Here is a 20,283-nt window from a genome sequence, read left to right on the forward strand (position 1 = left end):
CGTCGCCCGGTGGCGGCGGGTCAGGTGTCGTGGGACCAGCGGGGGACCAGGGACTCGTGGGCTTCCAGGCGTTGCTGGGTTCGCTGCGGGTCGGTTTTGGTGATGGCGTCCAAGAGGCTGATTGCCAGGGTGACCACGGCGGCGTGTGAGTCGAAGACCAGGCCGGTGCCGACCGGGGCGACCAGCAGCACGTCGGCGTCGTCGGCGAACGGGACCAGCGCGGTGTCGGCGATCACCACGGTGGCCAGGCCGAGGCTGCGGGCCAGCCGGACGGCGGCGACTGTGCCGGCCGGGTAGCGCGGCATGGCGAAGACCAGCAGCGCGGTCGCGCCCTGCTGGCTCAGTTGCAGCACGGCGTCGTCGACCTCGCCGGCGTCGGTGCAGACGCTGACCGCGGGCAGCACCCGGCGGGCGAAATATCCGAAATATTGGGCCAGGGCGGCCGAGGCGCGCAGGCCGACGACGCCGAGCGGGGTGGTGCCGGCGAGCAGGTGCACGGCCCGGCTCATCAGGTCTCCGGAGACCACCCGATGAAGGCGCGCGAGGTTCGCGCGTTCCTGCTCGATCGCGGCGCCGCCGAGGTCCGCGCGCTGCCCGAGGCCGTGCCGCCCGACACCGTGCTGGCTGACACCCTGCCGGTCGCCGCCGCGCTGGCCGAGGCCCTGCTGGTCGCTGCCGGGCCGCTCGGGGCCGCGGTGGTCGCCGCTGGGGCGGTCGAAGCGCTGCTGGTTGCCGCCGGGCTGCTCGAGGTCCTGCTGGTCGCCGCCGCCGGGCTGGTCAGTGCCGGTGCCGGCGCCGCGCTGCTCCGGGATGCGGGCCAGGACGGCGTCGCGGAGGGCGGCTCGGAACTCCGGGAAACCGGCGAAACCCAGCGCCGTCGCGAGCCGGGTGACGGTCGGCTGGCTGACCCCGGTGCGCTCGGCGATCTCGATGGTCGACAGGAACGCGACGTCCGGGAACATGCCCAGCATCCGCCGGACGATCTGTCGTTGCGCGGGCGAGAGCCGGTGCGCCTGCGCCAGATTCAGCAGCCAATCCACGGCCCCGTCGTGTTCCATCGATGCCCTTCGTCGCGCTGCTCTCCGTGAATACTCTAAAACACACGGGAGATATGGTGCATTCGACGATTCAGGCGGGCCGGGCGAAGGTGTGATGGGCTGATGACCGAACGGGCGATCTGGCTGCGGTTCCTTTCCGGCTTCGACATCGACGAGCTGAACATCGGCACGGACGAGGTGATCGCCGCGGTCGAAGGGGTCGTCGACGCGCACGGCCGGGGCCGGACGGTCTTCGAGCCACGGACCCACCTGGTGCCGGACAACGGCGGCGCCGGGCACTTCAACATCCTTCGCGGGCACGTCTCCACGCTGGGTGACCACGGCCTCAGCGGGGTGAAGGTGGTCGGCGACTTCGTCCCGAACTACCTGCAGGGCCTGCCGAGCGAGCTGGCCATGATGACCCTGTTCGACCCGGCCACCGGCGTCCCGCTGGCGATCATGGATGCCACCCTGATCACCGAGGTGCGTACCGGTGCGATGACCGCGGTCGGCGCGAAGCACCTGGCCCGCCCGGACTCGAAGATCCTCGGGCACGTCGGCGCCCGGGGCACCGCGTTCGCCAACGTCACCATGCTCGACCGGCTCTTCCCGCTCGAGGAGATCCGGGTGACCAGCCGCCGGCCGGAGTCGCGGGAGGCGTTCGCCGAGCGGTTGCGCACGGTCACCGACACTCCGGTCCGCGCCGTCGCCACCGCGGACGAGGCGTATGCGGACGCCGACATCCTGGTCGAGGCGTCCCGGTTGGAACAGCCGACCCCGCTGCTGCGCACCGCGGCGGTCAAACCCGGAGCGTTCGTGGTCCCCTACGGCACGGTCAGCGCCGTCGAACTGGACCTGCTCGACGTGATGGACAAGGTGGTCGTCGACGACTGGCGCGAGTCGCGGTCCGGCCGGTTCGGCGCCCTGCGCGCGCACGTCGACACCGGCCGGCTGACCGAGCAGTCGCTCTACGCCCAGATCGGCGAGATCGTCAGTGGCGCCAAGCCCGGCCGCGAGCGCCCCGACGAGCGGATCCTGTTCTGGCACCGCGGACTGTCGATCCTCGACGTGGCCCTGGCCCACCTCATCCTGACCAGAGCCGAGGCGGCCGACACCGGAACCATGCTCCGGTACCGATGACCGGCGTGCTGCGGGTGCGTTCGGCGGCGGACTTCGATCGTACGAAAATGGGCCTTGTCGCTCGCACCGCGACCCGCGTCGTGCTGGAACCCGCGCTGCTCGCGCACGTCGCCGCCAACCGGGCGTCGGTGTTGACGGCGCTCGATGGCGACCACGCGGTCTACGGGGTCAACACCGGGATGGGCGCGCTCGCCGGGATCCGCCTCGACGCGGAGTCCCGCGCGCGGCACCAGGACACCCTGATGGCCGGCCGGGCGGTCGGGTCGGCGCCGTGGCTGCGGCGTGAGCAGGCCCGCGCGGTGCTCGCGGTGCGGCTGCGGACCTTGCTGCACCCGGCCGCAGGCGTCTCGCCGGAGCTGTGCGTGCGGCTCGCCGACCTGCTGAACGCCGACGTGGTGCCGGCCATCCCGGCGCGCGGCGGTGGCGCGGCCGGCGAGATCATCCCGCTCGCGCACGCCGGTGCTGTGCTGATCGGAACCGGTCAGGTGCTCGACGCCGCCGGGAGCGCGGTCGATGCCGGGCCGGTGCTGGCCGCGGCCGGGCTGCGTCCGGGGTCGTTCGGGGCGAAGGAGGGTGTCGCGTTCCTGGAGGGTGTGCCCGGCCTGACCGGGCTCGCGCTGCTCGCCACGGACGAGGTCCGGGTGCTGGTCGGCCAGGTCGTCGCGGTGGCCGGTGCGGCCCAGGCGGTGGTCGGGGCGAGCGCTGATCCGTTGCGGCCGCAGTTGGCTTTCGGTGACGACGATTTGGGTACGGTCAACGCCGCCCTGCTGGCCGCGCGCGGCGACGGACCGGCCCGCGCGCTGCAGGCACCGGTGTCGTTCCGGGTGACCGGGCCGGCCCTGGCCGTGGTGGTGCGGGCCGTCGCGGCACTGGAGGCGGCCGTCGAGCGGGCGCTGACCGGCGTGACCGACTCGCCCGCGCACCTGGACGGCCGGTTCTACGGCACCGCGGGCTTCGCCGGCACCGACCTGGCCGCGGCCTGCGCAGCGCTGACCACCGCGCTCACCCACCTGGCCGAGATCGGCGCGGCCCGGCTGCACCGGCTGCTCGACCCGGCGGTCACCGGCCTGCCGAAACAGCTCTCCGACGCGCCCGGGGTGCACGCCGGGATGGTGGCGGTGCACAAGCGGGCGGCCGGGGTGGCGCATCGGATGCGGCGGTTCGCGATGCCGGCGCTGATCGGGGCGATGGAGACGTCCGGGGGTCAGGAGGACGTGCAGAGCTTCGGGTTCGAGGCCGCGGAGTGCCTGGGTGAGACGGTGGACGGGCTGCGGGACGTGCTGGCCTGTGAGCTGCTGGCGGTGCACCAGGCGGGACTGTTGTCCGGTGCGGTCGCCCCGATCCTGCCGGCCGGTGTGCTGCCCGGTGGCACTGCGGACCGGCCGTTCGGGCGGGATCTGGACGTGCTCGTCGAGCTGCTGCGGGCGGGGTGGGCGAGTTCGGTCAGCTAGGGATCTTGACGGTCGGGGCGGCTGATCGTCGTACCGTAAGGGTTGGCTGGTTTTGATCGGTCTGGACCAACCGCGGTCGGTGAGTGAGCGGGCTGGTTTCGCTTCGCGCGGTGGGTCAGCGGGCTTCGGTGCGCGGGCTTGTCGAGCTGCGGACGATCAGTTCCGGGCGGAACATCGGGGCGTCGGCCGGCTTGTCGAGCTGGGCGACCGCGGCCTCGACGATGGCGTCCTCGTCCCAGGCCATCGTGGTCAGGCCCGGGTCGACGAGCGCGGCCAGCTGATGATCGTCATAGCCGACCACCGACAGGTCGGCCGGGATGCGCAGGCCGGCCTCGCGGGCGGCCCGGTAGACCGCGAACGCGAGCGAATCGGTCAGGCAGAAGACCGCGGTCGGGCGGTCGGAGCCGGCCAGCATCGCGGCCACCACGGTGACGGCGTCGGTGGTGGCGGCCGGCGCGGCGACCACGGACAGCTCGATGCCCAGACCGGCGGCGACCTCACCGGCGAGGACCTCGGCCGGGCGGCCCGGCGTGGTGGGCAGCGACGGAGCGAGCAGCCCGATCCGCTGGTGACCCAAAGCGGTCAGGTGGGCCAGCGCGGTGTGCACGCCATAGGCGTTGTCGAACAGCACGCTGCCGGAGCCGGGCCGGGCGATCAGGGCGTCGCCGATCGAGACGACCGCGACCTCCGGGCCGAGCAGCCGCCAGTAGTCGGCGGCCGGGTCGACCGGGGAGACCAGCGCGCCGTCCACCCGCTGCGCGGCGAACTGCTCGACGATCAGGCGTTCCTGCTCCGGGTCGGCGTCGGCGTCGGCGATCGTCGCGTAGCGCCCGCGGTGCCGCAGCGCGCGGGTCAGCATCACCGAGAGGTCCTGCTGCCACAGGTCGCGCAGCGAGCCGCTGACGCCGACCGAGCCGGTTCGTCCGCTGGCCAGCGCCCGGGCGATCGGGTCGACCGTGTAGCCCAGCTCGGTGGCGAGGGCCCGCACCCGGTCGATGGTGGCGGGGGAGCCGCGGACGCCGCGCAGCGCATACGAGGTGGCGGCGAGCGAGAGGCCGGCGGCGGTCGCGAGGTCCTGCAGGGTGCGCCGGGACTGCCCTCGTGGCGTCGGGCCTCGTTGCATCGACCGAGGGTAACACCGCGTGGAGATACCGGTCGCTGAGATCACCTTGCGCTACGGCGTGTGAAGCGCTTCACTTAGCGGTGGAGTGAAGCGCTTCACTTCCGCGGGACGGGAACGGATCGGAGGCCACCGGTGCTCATCGACTGCCATCAGCACCTGTGGCCCGCGCGCCTGATCGAGGCGCTGCGCCGCCGGGACGCGTACCCGTACCTGCGGGACTGGACGCTGCACCTGCCCGGCGAGGCGCCGTACCAGGTCGACCCGGCCGCGCACGACGTCGGGCTGCGCCGGGACCGTGAGCTCGCCGAGGGCCGGGAGCAGGTGCTGCTCTCGCTCTCCAGCCCGCTCGGCATCGAGCACCTGCCCGGCGACGACGCGGCCGAGCTCGTCGCGATCTGGCACGAGAGCGCGCTGGAGTTGCCCGAGCCGTACCGGATCTGGGCCGCCGCGCCGGTCACCGACCCGGACCCGGTGGCGCTGGCCAAGGTGCTCGGCGAGGACCGGGTCGCCGGGCTGCAACTGCCCGCGACCGTGCTGGCCGAGCCGGCCGACATCACCCGGATGGGGCCGCTGCTCGCCGAGGCGGAGAACGCGAACAAGCCGGTGCTGGTGCACCCCGGGCCGGCGCCGGCCTGCGCCCCCGACCTGCCGTCGTGGTGGCCGGCCCTGGTGCCCTACGTGGCCCAGCAGCACCGGGCGTGGCTGGCCTGGCACATCGCCGGACGGGAGCAGCACCCGCGGCTGCGGATCGCCTTCGTCGCGCTCGCCGGGCTCGCGCCGCTGCACCACGAACGGCTGGCCGCGCGCGGGGGCGCGCTGGGGCCGCTGGATCCGTACGTGTACTACGAGACCTCGTCGTACGGCACCCGGGCGATCGACGCGCTGGTCCGGGTGGTCGGCGTCGACCCGATCGTGCACGGGTCGGACCGCCCGTACGCCGAACCGACCGACCCGGGCCTGGGCGCGGCCTTCACCCACGCGATGTTCACGGCGAACCCCCGCCACCTGTTGACAGGAGAAAATCGATGACGACGGTCGCCGGCCCCGGCGTGCTTCCCGCCCTTCCCGGCCGTGCCCTTACCCCCGAGGAACTGCAACTCTGGGTCGCCGAGCTGGCCGCCCGCCCGGAGCTGTGGGAGGAGCTGGTCCGCCACGACACCGGCAAGCGGCATTATGTGTCGCTCTACCGCGACGGCGACATCGACGTCTGGGTGCTGTGCTGGAACCTCGAGGACGACACCGGCTGGCACGATCACGACGTGTCCTCGGGCGCGGTCGCGGTCGTCCGGGGCGCGGTCAGCGAGGCGACCCCGCGCATCGGCGGCGATCCGTCGGGGCGGGTGGTCGCGGCGGGCCGGACGTTCGCCTTCGGCCCGGACCACATCCACCGGATGGGCGGCGCGGTGGACGGCTCGGTGTCGCTGCACGCCTATTCACCGCCGCTGTGGCGGATGGGCCAGTATTCGATCAGCGGCGACGGCGTCCTGCGCCGCATGTCGGTCAGCTATGCCGACGAACTGCGCCCGATCGACGGCTGACCATCGCCGCCGGACCGTCGCTGGTCACTGTCACCCCGTTTTTGGTACGCGTGGCAGGCTCCGGGCACGGGCTTGGCGGTTCCGGCCTCGCCCTCGCGGACGCCGTGCCCGTCATGGTGTCGCTGTGGCCCCGGCCGCTGCGGGCGGCCCGCCGGTGTTCACGTCCCGAATAGGCTTGGGTGATGCCGTTGAGCGACCCGCCCGTGGTCTACCGGATCGAGCGCCACGCGCCGGACATCCTGCGGCTGTTCCGCAACGGCCACCTTGTCGACACGGACGTCGAACACGAGGGCGACAGCCGCGCCGACATCGAACGCTGGGGAACCGGGGTCGCCTGGGCCGAGGACCACACCGGCATCGCCCGCTGGGACGCCCAGCCTGCTGGTGCCGACCGCTGGCAGGTCCTGGTAGGCGTGGCATACCGGTATGTGCACCGGCAGTTCGAGAACGTGAGCGCCTGGGACGAGGTAGGACCGAACGGCGAGGTGAGCCGCCACATCGAGGCCGCACCAGATGGCCGCTATCTGGCCGCGACCGCGTCGTCCGAGACACTCGCCGCTCGCGAGTCAGGCAGGGCCGCCGCGGTCGCCGCCTGCGAGCGAACCTATGGCGTCGCGCAGGAGGCGGAGTCTGCTCCCGAGGCCGAGCACGAGCCGACACCGATCACTGGCAGAGAATTCATCGACCGATGGCTCGAGGCCCGCCACGCGCTGAACGCAAGCCCAACCCCCATCCGGTGATGACCTTCAGCTCCGGTCTCTGAGTTCGCAGCCCGCGCCAGCGGCCGCGCGGATCGCGGCATGTAAGTACGGGTCGGGATCCTTGGCTCTCCCGCACTCGCCCTTTAGGCTCGTGACCTGTGGAGATCGAAGCCGCTGCGCTGGAAGTGTTTATCGGGACTCTGGCCGGGGACGGAGCAGGCGGAGATTCGCCGTTCGGTGCTGTCGTCGGCGCGTGTGATTGGGACCGTGATGTCATCTTCAACGAGCTGTTTAAGAGGCGGTTTTGATGCGTGATCTGTCGGAGGAGATCATCGAACTGATCTCGCCGCCGCCGACACCTTCTGAATTGCGGTGGGAACGCGCGGAAGCCGAGATTGGTGCACGCATTCCCAGTGACTACAAGGCTTTGCTTGCAGGGCTCGGCGGAGCCGGTGAGTTCGATGAGTGCTTGTGTCTTTTTGAGCCGGACAGCCGCCTGACTGGATGGGATCTCGCCAATCTGGTTGCAGAGCGTGATGCCGTCTGGCAGTACCTCAAAGACCGAGGGCGCACGGAGCTTCCTGAGAAGTATTTCAACAAGAACGTCCGCCTCATACCCTTTGCTCTTTCAGAGCAGAACGTCTTCTACTGGATCGCCCTGTCCGGCAGGTTGGAGGATGAGTCGGCGGTACTGTTTGTCAATGCAGATATTGATGATTGGCTCGAATTTGACAAGTCTGCGACGGAAGTTATCTACGATCTCCTGCACCGGCGCATACGTCATTACGTGTTCGATGAGTACTTCTCCGATCTCCCACACACTTACGAACGATTCTGACGGGACGGCCTGAACGCGGTCCCGTGCATGGTTCGGGTCCATTGTTCAACTCCGGTACCGGCGCCGCCGAGGGGTCGCCAAACCATCGCACGCTGCCGCCAGGAGCACTCACTTCGGCATGACAGCTCAGCGCAACAGCGCGCGAATCGCCATCGCTGAGGTCTCGGCTGCGTGAGAGCAAGATCTGGGCCTCGGGCCACTCGGCTGGTTATGCGCGCGGTCTGTGCCAGAGCAGCTAAAACGCATGAACGAATGTGGATGTTCGGCCAGCTTCCCCGTAGTCTTCCCTTAGGCGTGCACCCAAGACCGAGTGAGGAACCTCATGCGCGAGCACCTCATTGGAATGCCATGCGACGCTCAGCATCCATTTCCCGCGCCCCCGAGCGGCGCTTGGCAAAATTCTTTAGATTTTGGCGCAGCGAGCCAGCGATCGGAGATCGGTCCGTACTCCACAGACGTCGACCCTTCTCTGATGTGGCGCGCGATAGCGGCGTCAATCTGGGATGCCCCATGCCGCGAGGAACATGAATTTAAGCTCTCCGACGACACAGTTCTGACGACATACTTACTTGCAGCTGCCATGCTTTCGAGCAGGTCACCGACTGCCATGACCGGCTTGTCAATATCCTTCGTTGATTCAAGCCGCGCCGTCGACGCACTCAATCGAGGCGGCCTTAAGGGGGCACATGACACAATTCAAGACATGCCGCCGAAGGTGCGACGTCAGCTGGTGAGAGAATGCATCGCACTCATCCTGATTGGCTTCACCAATTTGCAGGCTGACTTGCCGGGAATATATTTGCGCAGGCCACCTCCTGCGAGTGATGCTTGATTTGGAAGGCACGGCCGCCCCGTGGCGAGCCATCCACCCGCTCGGGGACTGCAGCGGCTCGAGGGTTGGCGCGGTTCCGGAGCTGAATCGAGCAAATGGCTATCCGGACGCGCTCTCATCGGCAGTTGCGTGCGGGCGGTGGGATTTCAGGTTTGGGTCATTGTGAGGGCGTTGGGGGTGGTCGGGTCGTGGCTGGCGTTTCTCAGTTTTGGCCGGTTGCTGCGAGGCTTGACTGCCATAGGCGCTGGGCCCGGGCCGGGGAAGTGGAGCGGGTGGTTGCTGTGAACGGGGAGCGGTTGGCGACGTACGCGCCGGGGAGCAGGGACTCGGGGGCGGTGGCCAGCCAGACGAGAGTGTCGGCGCCCTGGTCGGGGGAGCGGAACAGGCCGGGGGTGAAGCGGGCCAGGCTGAAGGCGGGGCTCCTGCTGCCGAAGCCGCTGCGGATCAGGCCGGGGAAGAAGCACGTTGCCACGATGCCGTCGGCGGTCCAGCGCCGGGCGGCCTCGACCGTCATCAGGATGTTGGCCTGCTTGCTGGCGCCGTAGGCCAGCCAGCGACTCCACTGGCGGCGGCCCGGGCGATCCACGTCCAGCGTGCCCCACGCCTCCGCGACCGAGGACGTGGTCACGATCCGGGCCGGGGTCTCCGGTGTGGCGGCGGCCCGCAGGCGGTCCAGCAGCAGGTGGGTGAACAGGAAACCGGCCAGGTGGTTGATCTGCATGGTGGGGTCGTGGCCGTCGACGGTGGGGTGGCGGACCGAGGTCAGCAGGCCGGCGTTGTTCGCCAGCACGTGGATGTGCTCGTGCTCGGCCGCGATGGCGGTGCCGGCCGTGCGGACCTCGTCCAGGACCGCGAAGTCGGCGCGGTAGGACGCCGGGGTGCGGCCGCCGGCCTCGCGGACCCGGGACACCGCGTCGGTCAGGCGGTGCGGATCCCGGCCGAGCAGCACCACGTCGTCGCCGGAGCGGGCCAGGGCCACCGCCGCGGCCAGGCCGATTCCCGAGCTTGCGCCCGTCACCACCACTGTTCGAGGCATGGCTTGATTGGATCATCAGGGCGGTAGCGATCATGATGGCGGGATGGTTCGGAACCGGTTTGCCGTGGGGGCTGGGCTCGCGGTCGCCGGGGGAGCCAGCGTGATGCTGGTGGCGCTCGTCGCCGGGCCGGGGTCGTGGTGGCGGGGCTACGTGAGCGAGGCCGGGGCGGCCGGCCAGCCGTACGCCATGGGTTATCGCTTTGGTTTGATCTTGCTGGCGTGTGGTGTGGCGCTGTTGAGCCGGGAGGTGCCGCGGATCGGGGTGTTGCTGCTGGTCGCGGCGGTGCTCGCGGGCACGTCCGGTGTGGTGTCGTGCAGCGCGGGGTGCCCGCTGCCGCCCTATGAGACGACGACGCTCGCCGATGTCGTGCACACCGCGGTCAGCATCCTGGGTCTGGCCGTGCTGGCCGCCGCGATGGCGATGACCTGGTGGACGAGCGCGCGACCGGCGATGCGGCGGCTCGCGGCGGCCGCTCTGGCGCTGACCGTGCCGCTGGGTGCGGCCCTGGGGCTGATGATGCTGTTCGCCGGGCGGGGCGCGACGAGCGCCGTGCTGGAACGGGTGCTGCTCGTGGTCGCGGTGAGCTGGCTGGTCGGCACCGCCGTGGTCAGCGGCGTCAGGGCAGGTCGTTCCGCGTCTGGATGAGGCCCGAGCCCACGTCGGGCGCCGCGGCCTGCGCCGGGCGGACGAGTTCGGTGTGCACCTCGTGCATCCGCAGCTCGCCGCTGTGGATCTGTTCGGCGAAGTGGCAGGCGACCCGCTGTCCGGAGTCGTCGAACACCCGAAGCTCCGGCCGGTCCTCGGCGCAGCGGGGCTGTGACCAGGGGCAACGGGTACGGAACCGGCACCCGCTCGGTGGGTTGACCGGGGACGGCAGGTCGCCGGCCAGCAGGATCCGCTCGCGCCGGTCCTCGGTCCACGGGTCGGGGATCGGCACCGCCGAGAGCAGCGCCCGGGTGTACGGGTGCAGCGGTCGCTGGTACAGCCGGTCGCCGTCCGCCTCCTCGACCAGCGCGCCCAGGTACATCACGCCGATCGTGTCCGAGATGTGCCGCACCACCGCCAGGTCGTGGGCGATCACCAGGTAGGTCAGGCCGAGGGACTCCTGCAGGTCGCCGAGCAGGTTGACCACCTGCGCCTGGATCGACACGTCCAGCGCGGACACCGGCTCGTCGGCCACGATCAGTTCCGGTCCGAGGATCAGGGCCCGGGCGATGCCGATGCGCTGGCGCTGCCCGCCGGAGAACTCGTGGGGGTACTTGTTCAGTGTCGACGCGGGCAGGCCGACCGAGTCGAGGGTCGAGCGCAGCCGCTGTCGTACCGCTGCCTTGTCTTGATGCATGTCGTGCGCCTTGAGACCCTCGACGAGCAGGGACTCCACCGACTGCCGGGGATCGAGGCTGGACATCGGGTCCTGGAACACCATCTGGATGCGCCGCCGGAACAGCCGCATCTGCTCGCCCTGGAGCGCGCGCACGTCGGTGCCGTCCACGATGATCCGGCCGTGGGTCGGCTCGACCAGCCGCAGCAGCCCGCGGCCGAGCGTCGACTTGCCGCACCCGGACTCGCCGACCAGACCGTAGGTCTCACCCCGCGCGATCTTCAGTGACACGCCGTCGACGGCGAGGACATGAGCGATCGTACGGTCGAAGAGCAGTCCGCTCTTGATCGGGAAGTGGACCTTGAGGTCGTCGATCTCGACGAGCACGTCGCTCATGCCGGCACCTCCTGCGGTACGGGGTTCGTGCACCGCAGCGCGCCGTCGCGGCGGGTGGGTTCCAGGGGCACCGTCGCACCGACGCAGTCGTCGATCACCCGATCGCAGCGCGGCGCGAACGCACAGCCCTCCGGCCAGGGGATGTTGTCGCTGACCGAGCCGCGGATCTGGTGCAGGCGCCCGCCGCGATCGACATCCAGCCGGGGTACGGACTGCAGCAGCCCGTGGGTGTACGGATGCCGCGGATCCGCGAACAGGTCGTGGCGCCCGGCCCGCTCGACGACCTTGCCGGCGTACAGGACGTTCACCGTGTCGCAGAGCCCGGCCACCACACCGAGGTCATGGGTGATCATCACGAGGGCCGTGCCGGACTGGTCGACCAGCTCCTTGAGCAGGGCGAGGATCTGTGCCTGGATGGTCACGTCCAGCGCCGTGGTCGGCTCGTCGGCGATCAGCAGCCGCGGTTTGCAGGCCAGCGCGATCGCGATCAGCGCCCGCTGCCGCATGCCGCCGGAGAGCTGGTGCGGGAACTCCTTGAGCCGCCGCGCCGGATCCGGGATGCCGACCGCGTCGAGCAGCCCACCGGCCTGGCGCAGCGCCGCCTGCCGGGTCTTGCCCTGGTGGCGTTCCAGCACCTCGGCCACCTGCAGGCCGAGCGGGATCACCGGGTTCAGCGAGGACAGCGGATCCTGGAAGATCATGCCGATGTCCCGGCCGCGCCGGTCCCGCAGGTCCTGCGGGCGCAGTGTCAGCAGGTCGGTGTCCTCGAACCGGACCTCGCCGGTGACCTGGTTGCCGCGCCGCGGCAGCAACCCCATGATCGCCAGGCTGGTCACCGACTTGCCGCAGCCGGACTCGCCGACCAGCCCGACGGTCTGGCCGGGTTCCACCGTGAAGCCGACACCGTCCACCGCGGTGAAGGGCTCCGCGCCCTTGCGCCGGAAGACCACCGACAGATCACGAACGTCGAGCAGGGCCATGACAGATCACCGCCGGTTCTTCGGGTCGAGTGCCGCCCGCATGCTCTCGCCGAGCAGCGTGAAGCCGAGGGCCACCAGGACGATCGCGATCGCCGGGTAGTAGGCCAGCTCCGGGCGCACCTCGAGGTATCGGACGCCGTCCACACCCAGCATCAGACCCCACTCGGCCCGGTTGATGTCCGGGTCGCCGAGGCCCAGGAACGACAGCGCGGCCGCGTCCAGGATCGCCACCGCGAAGGTCAGGGTGGCCTGCACGATGACCGCGGTGAGCGAGTTCGGCAGCATGTGCCGGGTCACGATGTCGTGCCGCTTCACGCCGAGCGCGCGGGCCGCGAGCACGTGATCGCTCTCGCGTTGCGCCAGCATCGACCCGCGGAGCAGCCGGGCGAAGATCGGCACGTTCACCACCGCGACGGCGACGATCACCGTCCACTGCGTCGACTGCCGGGCCAGGGCGACCAGGGTGATCGCCAGCAGCAGGCTGGGCAGCGCCAGCATCACGTCGGTGATCCGCATGATCACGACGTCCACCCAGCCGCCGACCGCGCCGGCGACCGCGCCGAGCAGCACCCCGAACAGCAGGCCGATCAGCGTGGCCAGGACACCGACGAACAGGGTCTGCCGGGCGCCGTAGATCATCCGGGAGGCGAAGTCGCGGCCCAGCGGGTCGCTGCCGAGCGGGTGTCCCGCGCTGGCGCCCGGCACCGAGTCGACGGTCAGGTCCCGGGTCAGCTCCGGGAACCGCTGCACCGGATCGTGCGGCGCCACCAGCGGCGCGAAGATCGCGATGATCAGGAACAGCAGGATGATGGCCGCGCCGACGATCGCGGCCGGGTCGCGCCGCAGCCGCCGCCCGGCGTCGCGGATCAGGCTGACCCCGGCGGCCGTGGACGTCCGCGCGGTCAACTCGTCGATGCGGCGGCGCTTGTGGTCGCTGAGCGTCGTGATCCCCCCGGTTCGGCTCATGGCACACGCACCCTCGGGTCGATGACCGCGTACGAGAGGTCGACCAGCAGGTTGACCACGATGAAGACGACCGCGGCGAGCAGGATCAGCGCCTGCAGCACCGGATAGTCACGGCTACCGCTGATCGAGTCGGTGATCACCGTGCCCAGGCCGCCCCAGTTGTAGACCTTCTCGGTCAGCACCGCCCCGGCCAGCAGCGCCCCGGTCTGCAGCCCGATGGTGGTGACCACGGGCAGCAGCGCGTTGCGCAGCACGTGCCGCCGGCGGATGGTGGCGTCACGCAGGCCCTTGGCGTCCGCGGTCCGGATGTAGTCCTCGTCCAGGACGTCCAGCACACTCGCCCGGGTGATCCGGACGATGATCGCCAGCGGGATCGTGGCCAGTGTGAGCGCGGGCAGCACCAGGTGCCAGAGCGCGTCGGCGGAGGCGTCCAACTCCCGGGTCAGCAGCCCGTCCAGCACGAAGAAGCCGGTCACGTCGGTGTTGTCGGCGCCGGTGCTGATCCGGCCGGACGGCGGGAAGACGTGGATGTCCTGGGTCAGCCAGTCCTTGAGCAGGTAACCGAGGAAGAAGATCGGGATCGAGATGCCGATCAGGGTGACGACGATCGTCGCGTTGTCGAGCAGCCGGCCGCGGTACCGGGCCGCGAGATAGCCCAGCGGGATGCCCAGCCCGACCGCGACGATGATCGCCGCGATGGCCAGTTCGACGGTCGCCGGGAAGGCCCGGCCGATCACCGCGGTGACCGGCTCTCCGGTACGGATGGAGTTGCCGAAGTCGCCGGTCACCACGTTCTCGACGAAGCGGCCGTACTGGACCCAGATCGGTTTGTCGTAGCCGAGCGCCCGGGTCAGCGTCTCGCGGGTCTGCGGGGTCGCGCGTTCGCCCAGCAACGCGTCGACGGGTCCGCCGGGAAGACTGCGCAGCCAGAAGAAGACCAGGGTCATCAGGGCGATCAGGGTGACGCTCAACTGGGACAGGCGGCGTAGGACGATTCTCACCATGGAACGGCGACTCCTGTCAGAATCGCGCCGCCGTGGCCCGGTGGCCGGGTCACGGCGGCACCCGGCGCTTACTTGGTGATCGAGACCGTGTTGAACGTCTCGGCGGTGAGCGGGCTCGGCACCAGACCCTGGACGTTCTTCGTGGTGACCAGGGCCGGCGGGGCGTGCCAGATCGGCACGGCGGGCAGCCACTTGGTGGCCATGTCCCGGTTGACCTGCTCCCACGCGGTCTTCTTGGCCGCCTGGTCGACGGTCGCGTCGGCCTTGGCGATGGCGGAGAACATCTCGGTCATCGACTGGTCGCCGAACTCGGGCTTGGCCCGGCCGAAGAACGTGCCGACAAAGTTGCCCGGGTCGTTGTAGTCGCCGGTCCAGCCGAGGATGTGCAGGTCCTGCTTGCCGAACTGCTGCACGTCGTCCTTGAAGCCGCCGTTCCACGGCCGCGGAACACCGTTGACCTTGATACCGGCCGCCTGCAGGTCGTTGGCCAGCACCGTGAAGATCTCCTGCGGGTTCGGCATGTACGGCCGGGAGACCTCGGTCGGGTAGTAGAAGTTCAGCGTGAGACCGGTCGCGCCGGCGTCGGCCAGCAGCTGCTTGGCCTTGTCGACGCTGTACTCGTACTTCTGCACGTCCGGCGCGTAGCCGAGCACGGTGCTGGGCAGGAACTGGTCGGCCACCGCGGCGCCGCCCGGGCCCTTGGTCTGCACCAGCTGGGCGCGGTTGAGCGCGTACGCGATCGCCTGCCGGACCCGCAGGTCCTTGAGCTTCGGGTTGTTCTTCTGGTTGATGCCCAGGTAGAGGATGTTGAAGGCGGGCCGTTCGAGCACCTCGTAGCCCTCGGCGGCGAGGGCCTTGCGGTCGGCCGGCGCCGGGAAGTCGATCGCCTGGACCGTGCCGGCGCGCAGCTCCTGCTTCCGGGTGTTCTCGTCCTTGATCACCTTGATGATCATCTTGTCGACCTTGGCCTTGTCACCCCAGTAGTTCGGGTTCTTGTTCAGGGTGAGCTCGCCGGTCGCCTTGTTCCAGCCGCCGAACGTGAACGCGCCGGTGCCGGTCGGGTGCTCGTTCGCGAACGCGCTGTAGGAGAACGAGTCGCCGCTCTGCGTCACGGTGTCGGCGCCGTACTGCTTCATCGCGGCCGGGCTCGCGATGGAGAACGCGGTGAGCGCGAACGCGCCCGGGAACGCGCCCTTGTACTTCTTCATCGTCACGACCGCGGTGCCGGCGTCGGGCGCCTTGCAGTTGTCGTAGACGGCGTCCGGGCTGCCGGCGAACCCGCCGAAGACGTCGGCGTAGTAGATCATCTGGGACTGGGCGGCCTCGCCCTTCATGGCGGACCAGCGGTCGAAGTTCGCGCAGACGGCCGCGGCGTCGAACGCGGTGCCGTCGTGGAACGTGACACCCTGGCGCAGCTTGAACGTCCAGATCTTGCCGGTCGGGTCGTTGGACCAGCTCTCGGCGAGGCCACCGACCAACTCGGCGGTGCCGGGCTTGTGGGTGATGAGCGTGTCGTACATCTGCCGGATCGGCCGGAACGACTCACCGTCATCGTTGAAGATCGGGTCGAAGTTCTTCGGGTCGCCGGCGCCCGCGAGGATGAAGGTGCCGCCGCCGGCGCCCTTGTCGGCGCCGTTGTCCCGGTCGCTCTCCGCGCAGCCGGCCGCGCCGATCGTCATGACCGCCAGAACGCCGGCGGCGATGAGGGCCCGGAGCCGGTCCGGCTGCCTTCCTGGTGCGCGCATCGTGTTCACTCCGTCCTATTAGTACGGACAAACGCGATGACCGCTGGTCACCGCTGGCGCGACCCTAACCATTCACGATGATCAACGTCTTGAGTTGGTATCGGATTGTGTCCTTTCAATTTTTCGGGGCAGGCAGTCTCCCGTGGCAGACGATCTTTACGGGGCGGTCCGCTCTTTCGCGGCGGTCCGCTCCTTGGCGGGGGTCCGCTCTGTCGCGGAGCTCCGTCAGAGAAGCGCGGCGATGGCGGGCAGCACCGCGACCGCGTTCTCCAGGTCGGTGCCGAGCGGGCGGTCGTCGAACCCCGGCACCAGGTTCTTGGCGGCCATGTCGAACGCGTCCCGGGCGATGCCGTCCGGCAGGCGGCCCGGCGCCATCCGCAGCGCCCGGACCGCCGCGACCAGCTCGGCGGCGAGCAGGGTCGGCGCGAGCTCGGTCATCCGGCGCAGGGAGCGCGCGCCCTGGGTGGCGAAGCTGGCGTGCTCCTCCAGGCCGAGCGAGATGGTCAGGGTGCCGGCCGCGATCGGCTGCATGCCGACGCGGATCTCGGTGAGGACGTCCTGGACCACGTACTCGCCGATCATCAGGCCGGAACTGCCGGCCGGGCCGTCGGCGAGGAACGCCCGCAGACCGGTCATGTCGGGACGCATCAGCAGGCCGACCCGGGCCGAGGAGAGCGACAGCACAGGAAGGAACGCGCTGCGCACGGCGTCGAGACCGGCGGCTAGGGTCGCGGTGTGGAACTGTCCGTGATGCAGGACGCCGTCGTCGGTGACCAGCGGGTTCTCCACCGCGGCGTTGAGTTCGGCGGTGAGCACGTCGTGCAGGGACCGGGCCGCGTGGATCGCCGGAGCGGTGACCTGCGGCACCACCCGCAGGCCGAACGGGTCCTGGATGCGTAGCGGCGGCGCGCACCCGGCCACCAGCGTGTTGAGCAGGGTGGCCACCTCGACCTGGCCGGGGTGGGCGCGAGCCTGGTGGACGGCCGGGTGGTAGGCCTCGGGATTGCCGCGCAGGGCCAGGAACGAGAGCGCGGCCACCACCACGGAGGCCCGGATCAGCTCCTCCACCTGGGCCAGGGCGAGGATCGCGGTCGCGACGGTGAGCGCGCTCGAGCTGATCATCGGCAGCGCGTCGGTGCCGTCGATCGGGATGACCGGGCCGTTGCCGGAGCGCCACGGGCGTTCGCCGGCCAGGGTCAGGCCCAGCTCGGCGAGGGCGGACAGGTCGGCGGTGCCGATCGCGCCCCACGGGTGCAGGCTCGGGACGGCGCCGTCGCGCAGCGCGGTGGCCAGGGCCTCGGCGACGCGCCGGGACACCCCGGAGCCGCCGGCCAGGATCTGATTGAGGCGTACGGCCATGGCGGCCCGCGCGGTGACGTCGTCCTCCTCGGGCCCGACCGCCGCGCAGTGGCTGCGCAGCATCCGCAGCCCGTGCTCGGCGGCGTCGTCGGACTTCTCGTGCCGGTTCGCGCCGACACCGGTGTTGGCGCCGTAGACCGCGCCGCGCTCCCGGGCGGCGTGCAGGCGGGCGTGCCGGGCCTCGACCAGCTGCAGCGCGGCCGGGCCGACCTCGGCCACGGCCCGCCCGGAGGCGATCGCGAGCAGACCGGAGATGGTCAAGGTCCGCCCGTCGAGGGGAACGCCGGTGGCCGCCTGCATGTACCCTCCTGCGGGCGTATTAAGGAGACGTAACGGCTCTTACCAGGCCGTTGACTTGTTATTCACTACACCACAAGTATGAATACCAGTATTCACGAGAACGTCTGCCACCGCCAGGAGCGCCATGATCACATTTGAGGACGTCGTCAAGGTCTACCCCGGTGGGAGCACCGCGGTGGACCACCTCTCGATGGAGTTGCCCACCGGGAAGATGACGGTTCTCGTCGGTCCGTCCGGCTGTGGCAAGACCACCTCGCTCCGCATGATCAACCGGATGGTCATCCCGACGTCGGGCCGCATCCTGATCGACGGCAAGGACGTCTCGGGCCAGGACGAGGCGGTGCTGCGCCGCGGCATCGGCTACGTCATCCAGCACGCCGGGCTCTTTCCGCACCGGACCGTGCTGGACAACGTGGCCACGGTGCCGCTGCTGCTCGGCAAGACCCGCCGCGAGGCCCGGTCGGCGGCGATGGAGCTGCTGGAGCGGGTCGGGCTGACCGCCGAGTTCGCCAAGCGTTACCCGGCGCAGCTCTCCGGCGGGCAGCAGCAGCGGGTGGGTGTGGCCCGGGCGCTCGCGGCCGACCCGCCGGTGATGCTGATGGACGAGCCGTTCAGCGCGGTCGACCCGGTGGTCCGCGAGGGCCTGCACCGCGAGTTCCTCCGGCTGCAGCAGGACCTGGGCAAGACGATCGCGATGGTCACCCACGACATCGACGAGGCGATCAAGCTCGGTGACATGGTCGCGGTCTTCCGGCAGGGCGGGCACCTGGCCCAGTTCGGCACACCGCAGGAGCTGCTGGAGCAGCCGGTCGACGACTTCGTGGCCGAGTTCGTGGGCCGCGACCGTGGTCTGCGCAGCCTCTCCTTCGACACCGCGGCCGACCTGCCGGTCCAGCCGGTGGGTTCGTTCGACGGGGCGGAGCTGGTGCTCGACGACGCCGGCCGTCCGCTGGGCTGGCGGCGCGACGGCGGCACGATCGAGCCGACCGCCGGGGTGTTCACCACCGGCGACTCGCTGCGGATGGTCACCGACCTGGCGATCACCTCACCGGTCGGTGCCGCGGTGCGCGTCGGGGCGGACGGCAAGGCGGAGGGTCTGGTCCGCCACCACGACCTGGTCGACTTCCTGGCCGCCCGGCGAGACCGGCGGGCGGCGGAGCGCAGCGCATGATCCAATACCTGACCAACAACCACGAGGTCGTGCTCGCCGCGCTGCAGCAGCACATCTACCTCGCGCTGCTGCCGATCCTGATCGGCCTGGTGGTGGCCCTGCCGATCGGCTACCTCGGGGTGCGCTTCCCCTGGTTCTACCACCCGCTGGTGAACGTCTGCGGCGTGCTCTACTCGATCCCGTCGCTGGCCCTGTTCGTCTTCCTGCCGGTCCTGCTCGGCACCAAGATCCTGGCGCCGGTCAACATCGTGGTGGCGCTGACGATCTACACGGTGGCGCTGCTGGCCCGGACGGTCGCCGACGGCCTGCGCTCGGTCGACCCGGTGATCACCCAGTCGGCCACCGCGATGGGCTACCGCCGCCTGCGCCGGCTGTTCGACGTCGAGCTGCCGGTCGCGCTGCCGGTGATCCTGGCCGGTCTGCGGGTCGCCACCGTCTCCAACATCAGCCTGGTCAGTGTCGGTGCCCTGATCGGCGTCGGCGGGCTCGGGCAGCTGTTCACCCGCGGCTTCCAGCTGTTCTACCTGGAACCGATCATCATCGGCATCATCCTGTCGGTGCTGCTCGCCGGCCTGGCCGACCTGATCATCGTGCTCGTCCAGCGGGCACTCACCCCGTGGACCCGGCACCAGCACGGTGGAGGCGCCGCGTGAACCTCTCCTACCTCTTCGACGCCGCGCACTGGGACCTCAGCGCCACCGGCGGCATCCCGCAGCTGATCCTCGCCCACCTCGGGTACGTCGCCCTGGCCCTGCTGATCGGCACGATCATCGCGCTGCCGGTCGGGCTGTTCATCGGGCACACCGGGCGCGGCTCGTTCATCGCGATCAACTCGGGCAACGCCGGCCGGTCGCTGCCCACCCTGGGCCTGCTGATGCTGATGGTCACCCTGCTCGGGCTCGGGCTCACCCCGGTGCTGATCGCGCTGACCGTGCTGGTCATCCCGCCGATCCTGACCTCGGCGTACGCCGGGATGCGCACCCTCGACCGCGGTGTGATCGACGCCGCGAGGGGGATGGGAATGCGCCCCTGGCAGGTGCTGTTCAAGGTCGAAGTGCCGATGGCCCTGCCCGTGCTGATGAGCGGGTTCCGCAGCGCGGCCCTGCAGGTGGTCGCGACCGCGACCGTGGCGGCCGCGGTGGGCCTCAGCGGCCTGGGCCGCCTGCTGATCGACGGCCTGGCCGTCAACGACTATTCCCGTGTCCTGGCCGGCGCCATCGTCGTCGCCGTCCTCGCCGTCCTGCTCGACCTGTTCCTCGCGCTCGTACAGCGCTGGATCGTCTCACCCGGCCTGACCGGACGGGACCAGACCCGTTCGCGCCGCGCCACCACCTGAAACCATCG

Annotated in this window: 20 protein-coding genes; 11 read left to right on the forward strand and 9 right to left on the reverse strand. The window is 70.4% G+C overall.

Translation table 11 applies throughout. From position 1 onward, the window contains the following. Positions 1-20: 20 nt before the first annotated feature. The gene (locus ADL15_RS55360; RefSeq protein WP_083971333.1) at positions 21-1,058 is read right to left on the reverse strand and encodes a MurR/RpiR family transcriptional regulator; all 1,038 of its coding nucleotides are present in this window, start codon (positions 1,056-1,058) and stop codon (positions 21-23) included. A 102-nt stretch (positions 1,059-1,160) separates the two neighbouring features. On the opposite strand from ADL15_RS55360, the gene ADL15_RS16585 reads away from it, so the two are divergent. Together ADL15_RS16585 and ADL15_RS16590 are read left to right on the forward strand one after the other, a co-directional pair. Beyond that, positions 1,161-2,177 carry an ornithine cyclodeaminase family protein gene (locus tag ADL15_RS16585; RefSeq protein WP_067691131.1) on the forward strand — a complete coding sequence of 339 codons (1,017 nt, stop codon included), beginning with the start codon at positions 1,161-1,163 and terminating at the stop codon, positions 2,175-2,177. A 47-nt stretch (positions 2,178-2,224) separates the two neighbouring features. Beyond that, the gene (locus ADL15_RS16590) at positions 2,225-3,628 is read left to right on the forward strand and encodes an aromatic amino acid lyase (RefSeq protein WP_067691409.1); all 1,404 of its coding nucleotides are present in this window, start codon (positions 2,225-2,227) and stop codon (positions 3,626-3,628) included. 115 nt (positions 3,629-3,743) lie between these two features. Here ADL15_RS16590 and ADL15_RS16595 read toward each other — a convergent pair whose 3' ends face one another. Then, complete coding sequence (locus ADL15_RS16595) at positions 3,744-4,751, reverse strand: LacI family DNA-binding transcriptional regulator (protein WP_067691132.1); 1,008 nt, start codon at positions 4,749-4,751, stop codon at positions 3,744-3,746. 132 nt (positions 4,752-4,883) lie between these two features. On the opposite strand from ADL15_RS16595, the gene ADL15_RS16600 reads away from it, so the two are divergent. The 5 genes from ADL15_RS16600 to ADL15_RS16615 all read left to right on the forward strand — a co-directional run bounded on the left by ADL15_RS16600 (position 4,884) and on the right by ADL15_RS16615 (position 7,828). After that, positions 4,884-5,780 (forward strand): amidohydrolase family protein, encoded by an 897-nt coding sequence (locus ADL15_RS16600; RefSeq protein ID WP_067691135.1) that lies wholly within the window; start codon positions 4,884-4,886, stop codon positions 5,778-5,780. Next, complete coding sequence (locus tag ADL15_RS16605; protein WP_067691137.1) at positions 5,777-6,289, forward strand: cysteine dioxygenase; 513 nt, start codon at positions 5,777-5,779, stop codon at positions 6,287-6,289. The genes ADL15_RS16600 and ADL15_RS16605 overlap by 4 nt, the downstream gene beginning before the upstream one ends. 182 nt (positions 6,290-6,471) lie before the next feature. After that, positions 6,472-7,029 carry a hypothetical protein gene (locus ADL15_RS16610; protein WP_067691139.1) on the forward strand — a complete coding sequence of 186 codons (558 nt, stop codon included), beginning with the start codon at positions 6,472-6,474 and terminating at the stop codon, positions 7,027-7,029. Between the two features lie 119 nt (positions 7,030-7,148). Continuing rightward, entirely contained in the window at positions 7,149-7,298 is a 150-nt protein-coding gene (locus ADL15_RS52960) for a hypothetical protein (RefSeq protein WP_157441402.1), read from the forward strand. Further along, the gene (locus ADL15_RS16615; RefSeq protein ID WP_067691144.1) at positions 7,298-7,828 is read left to right on the forward strand and encodes an SMI1/KNR4 family protein; all 531 of its coding nucleotides are present in this window, start codon (positions 7,298-7,300) and stop codon (positions 7,826-7,828) included. The genes ADL15_RS52960 and ADL15_RS16615 overlap by 1 nt, the downstream gene beginning before the upstream one ends. Positions 7,829-8,862: 1,034 nt before the next feature. Here the strand turns inward: ADL15_RS16615 and ADL15_RS16620 are convergent. Further along, a complete protein-coding gene (locus ADL15_RS16620; RefSeq protein ID WP_067691146.1) occupies positions 8,863-9,684 on the reverse strand; it encodes an SDR family NAD(P)-dependent oxidoreductase in 822 nt (273 codons plus the stop codon). A gap of 55 nt (positions 9,685-9,739) precedes the next feature. Here ADL15_RS16620 and ADL15_RS16625 point away from each other — a divergent pair, with 55 nt between their 5' ends. Beyond that, complete coding sequence (locus ADL15_RS16625) at positions 9,740-10,342, forward strand: DUF998 domain-containing protein (protein ID WP_067691149.1); 603 nt, start codon at positions 9,740-9,742, stop codon at positions 10,340-10,342. Here the strand turns inward: ADL15_RS16625 and ADL15_RS16630 are convergent. From ADL15_RS16630 to ADL15_RS16655, 6 genes are all read right to left on the reverse strand, one after another. Continuing rightward, positions 10,314-11,414 carry an ABC transporter ATP-binding protein gene (locus tag ADL15_RS16630; RefSeq protein ID WP_067691152.1) on the reverse strand — a complete coding sequence of 367 codons (1,101 nt, stop codon included), beginning with the start codon at positions 11,412-11,414 and terminating at the stop codon, positions 10,314-10,316. The genes ADL15_RS16625 and ADL15_RS16630 overlap by 29 nt on opposite strands. Further along, complete coding sequence (locus ADL15_RS16635; protein ID WP_067691157.1) at positions 11,411-12,394, reverse strand: ABC transporter ATP-binding protein; 984 nt, start codon at positions 12,392-12,394, stop codon at positions 11,411-11,413. Before ADL15_RS16635 ends, ADL15_RS16630 begins: the two co-directional genes overlap by 4 nt. Before the next feature lie 6 nt (positions 12,395-12,400). Beyond that, positions 12,401-13,360 (reverse strand): ABC transporter permease, encoded by a 960-nt coding sequence (locus ADL15_RS16640; protein WP_198170814.1) that lies wholly within the window; start codon positions 13,358-13,360, stop codon positions 12,401-12,403. Further along, positions 13,357-14,364: an ABC transporter permease gene (locus ADL15_RS16645; RefSeq protein ID WP_067691160.1), complete on the reverse strand. Its 1,008-nt coding sequence runs from the start codon at positions 14,362-14,364 to the stop codon at positions 13,357-13,359. The genes ADL15_RS16640 and ADL15_RS16645 overlap by 4 nt, the downstream gene beginning before the upstream one ends. Positions 14,365-14,432: 68 nt before the next feature. Further along, a complete protein-coding gene (locus ADL15_RS16650) occupies positions 14,433-16,109 on the reverse strand; it encodes an ABC transporter substrate-binding protein (protein ID WP_067691414.1) in 1,677 nt (558 codons plus the stop codon). 225 nt (positions 16,110-16,334) lie between these two features. Then, positions 16,335-17,768, reverse strand: a complete 1,434-nt coding sequence (locus ADL15_RS16655; protein ID WP_067691162.1) for an aromatic amino acid lyase — start codon at positions 17,766-17,768, stop codon at positions 16,335-16,337. Between the two features lie 124 nt (positions 17,769-17,892). Here ADL15_RS16655 and ADL15_RS16660 point away from each other — a divergent pair, with 124 nt between their 5' ends. Genes ADL15_RS16660 through ADL15_RS16670 form a run of 3 tightly spaced genes read left to right on the forward strand, consistent with a single transcriptional unit; the run spans position 17,893 to position 20,275 of the window. After that, positions 17,893-18,939: an ABC transporter ATP-binding protein gene (locus ADL15_RS16660; RefSeq protein ID WP_067691165.1), complete on the forward strand. Its 1,047-nt coding sequence runs from the start codon at positions 17,893-17,895 to the stop codon at positions 18,937-18,939. Further along, a complete protein-coding gene (locus tag ADL15_RS16665) occupies positions 18,936-19,592 on the forward strand; it encodes an ABC transporter permease (RefSeq protein WP_067691168.1) in 657 nt (218 codons plus the stop codon). Before ADL15_RS16660 ends, ADL15_RS16665 begins: the two co-directional genes overlap by 4 nt. After that, positions 19,589-20,275 carry an ABC transporter permease gene (locus ADL15_RS16670; protein ID WP_067691170.1) on the forward strand — a complete coding sequence of 229 codons (687 nt, stop codon included), beginning with the start codon at positions 19,589-19,591 and terminating at the stop codon, positions 20,273-20,275. Before ADL15_RS16665 ends, ADL15_RS16670 begins: the two co-directional genes overlap by 4 nt. Positions 20,276-20,283: the final 8 nt, after the last annotated feature.

Source organism: Actinoplanes awajinensis subsp. mycoplanecinus, from assembly GCF_001509495.1.
GTDB lineage: Bacteria > Actinomycetota > Actinomycetes > Mycobacteriales > Micromonosporaceae > Actinoplanes > Actinoplanes palleronii.

Bases quoted from the DNA above. Each gene is read 5' to 3' on its own strand.
- ADL15_RS55360 (WP_083971333.1), bottom strand. From the start codon at position 1,058: ATGGAACACGACGGGGCCGTGGATTGGCTGCTGAATCTGGCGCAGGCG.
- ADL15_RS16585 (WP_067691131.1), top strand. From the start codon at position 1,161: ATGACCGAACGGGCGATCTGGCTGCGGTTCCTTTCCGGCTTCGACATC.
- ADL15_RS16590 (WP_067691409.1), top strand. From the start codon at position 2,225: ATGGGCCTTGTCGCTCGCACCGCGACCCGCGTCGTGCTGGAACCCGCG.
- ADL15_RS16595 (WP_067691132.1), bottom strand. From the start codon at position 4,751: ATGCAACGAGGCCCGACGCCACGAGGGCAGTCCCGGCGCACCCTGCAG.
- ADL15_RS16605 (WP_067691137.1), top strand. From the start codon at position 5,777: ATGACGACGGTCGCCGGCCCCGGCGTGCTTCCCGCCCTTCCCGGCCGT.
- ADL15_RS16610 (WP_067691139.1), top strand. From the start codon at position 6,472: ATGCCGTTGAGCGACCCGCCCGTGGTCTACCGGATCGAGCGCCACGCG.
- ADL15_RS16615 (WP_067691144.1), top strand. From the start codon at position 7,298: ATGCGTGATCTGTCGGAGGAGATCATCGAACTGATCTCGCCGCCGCCG.
- ADL15_RS16625 (WP_067691149.1), top strand. From the start codon at position 9,740: ATGGTTCGGAACCGGTTTGCCGTGGGGGCTGGGCTCGCGGTCGCCGGG.
- ADL15_RS16630 (WP_067691152.1), bottom strand. From the start codon at position 11,414: ATGAGCGACGTGCTCGTCGAGATCGACGACCTCAAGGTCCACTTCCCG.
- ADL15_RS16635 (WP_067691157.1), bottom strand. From the start codon at position 12,394: ATGGCCCTGCTCGACGTTCGTGATCTGTCGGTGGTCTTCCGGCGCAAG.
- ADL15_RS16640 (WP_198170814.1), bottom strand. From the start codon at position 13,360: ATGAGCCGAACCGGGGGGATCACGACGCTCAGCGACCACAAGCGCCGC.
- ADL15_RS16645 (WP_067691160.1), bottom strand. From the start codon at position 14,364: ATGGTGAGAATCGTCCTACGCCGCCTGTCCCAGTTGAGCGTCACCCTG.
- ADL15_RS16650 (WP_067691414.1), bottom strand. From the start codon at position 16,109: ATGCGCGCACCAGGAAGGCAGCCGGACCGGCTCCGGGCCCTCATCGCC.
- ADL15_RS16655 (WP_067691162.1), bottom strand. From the start codon at position 17,768: ATGCAGGCGGCCACCGGCGTTCCCCTCGACGGGCGGACCTTGACCATC.
- ADL15_RS16660 (WP_067691165.1), top strand. From the start codon at position 17,893: ATGATCACATTTGAGGACGTCGTCAAGGTCTACCCCGGTGGGAGCACC.
- ADL15_RS16665 (WP_067691168.1), top strand. From the start codon at position 18,936: ATGATCCAATACCTGACCAACAACCACGAGGTCGTGCTCGCCGCGCTG.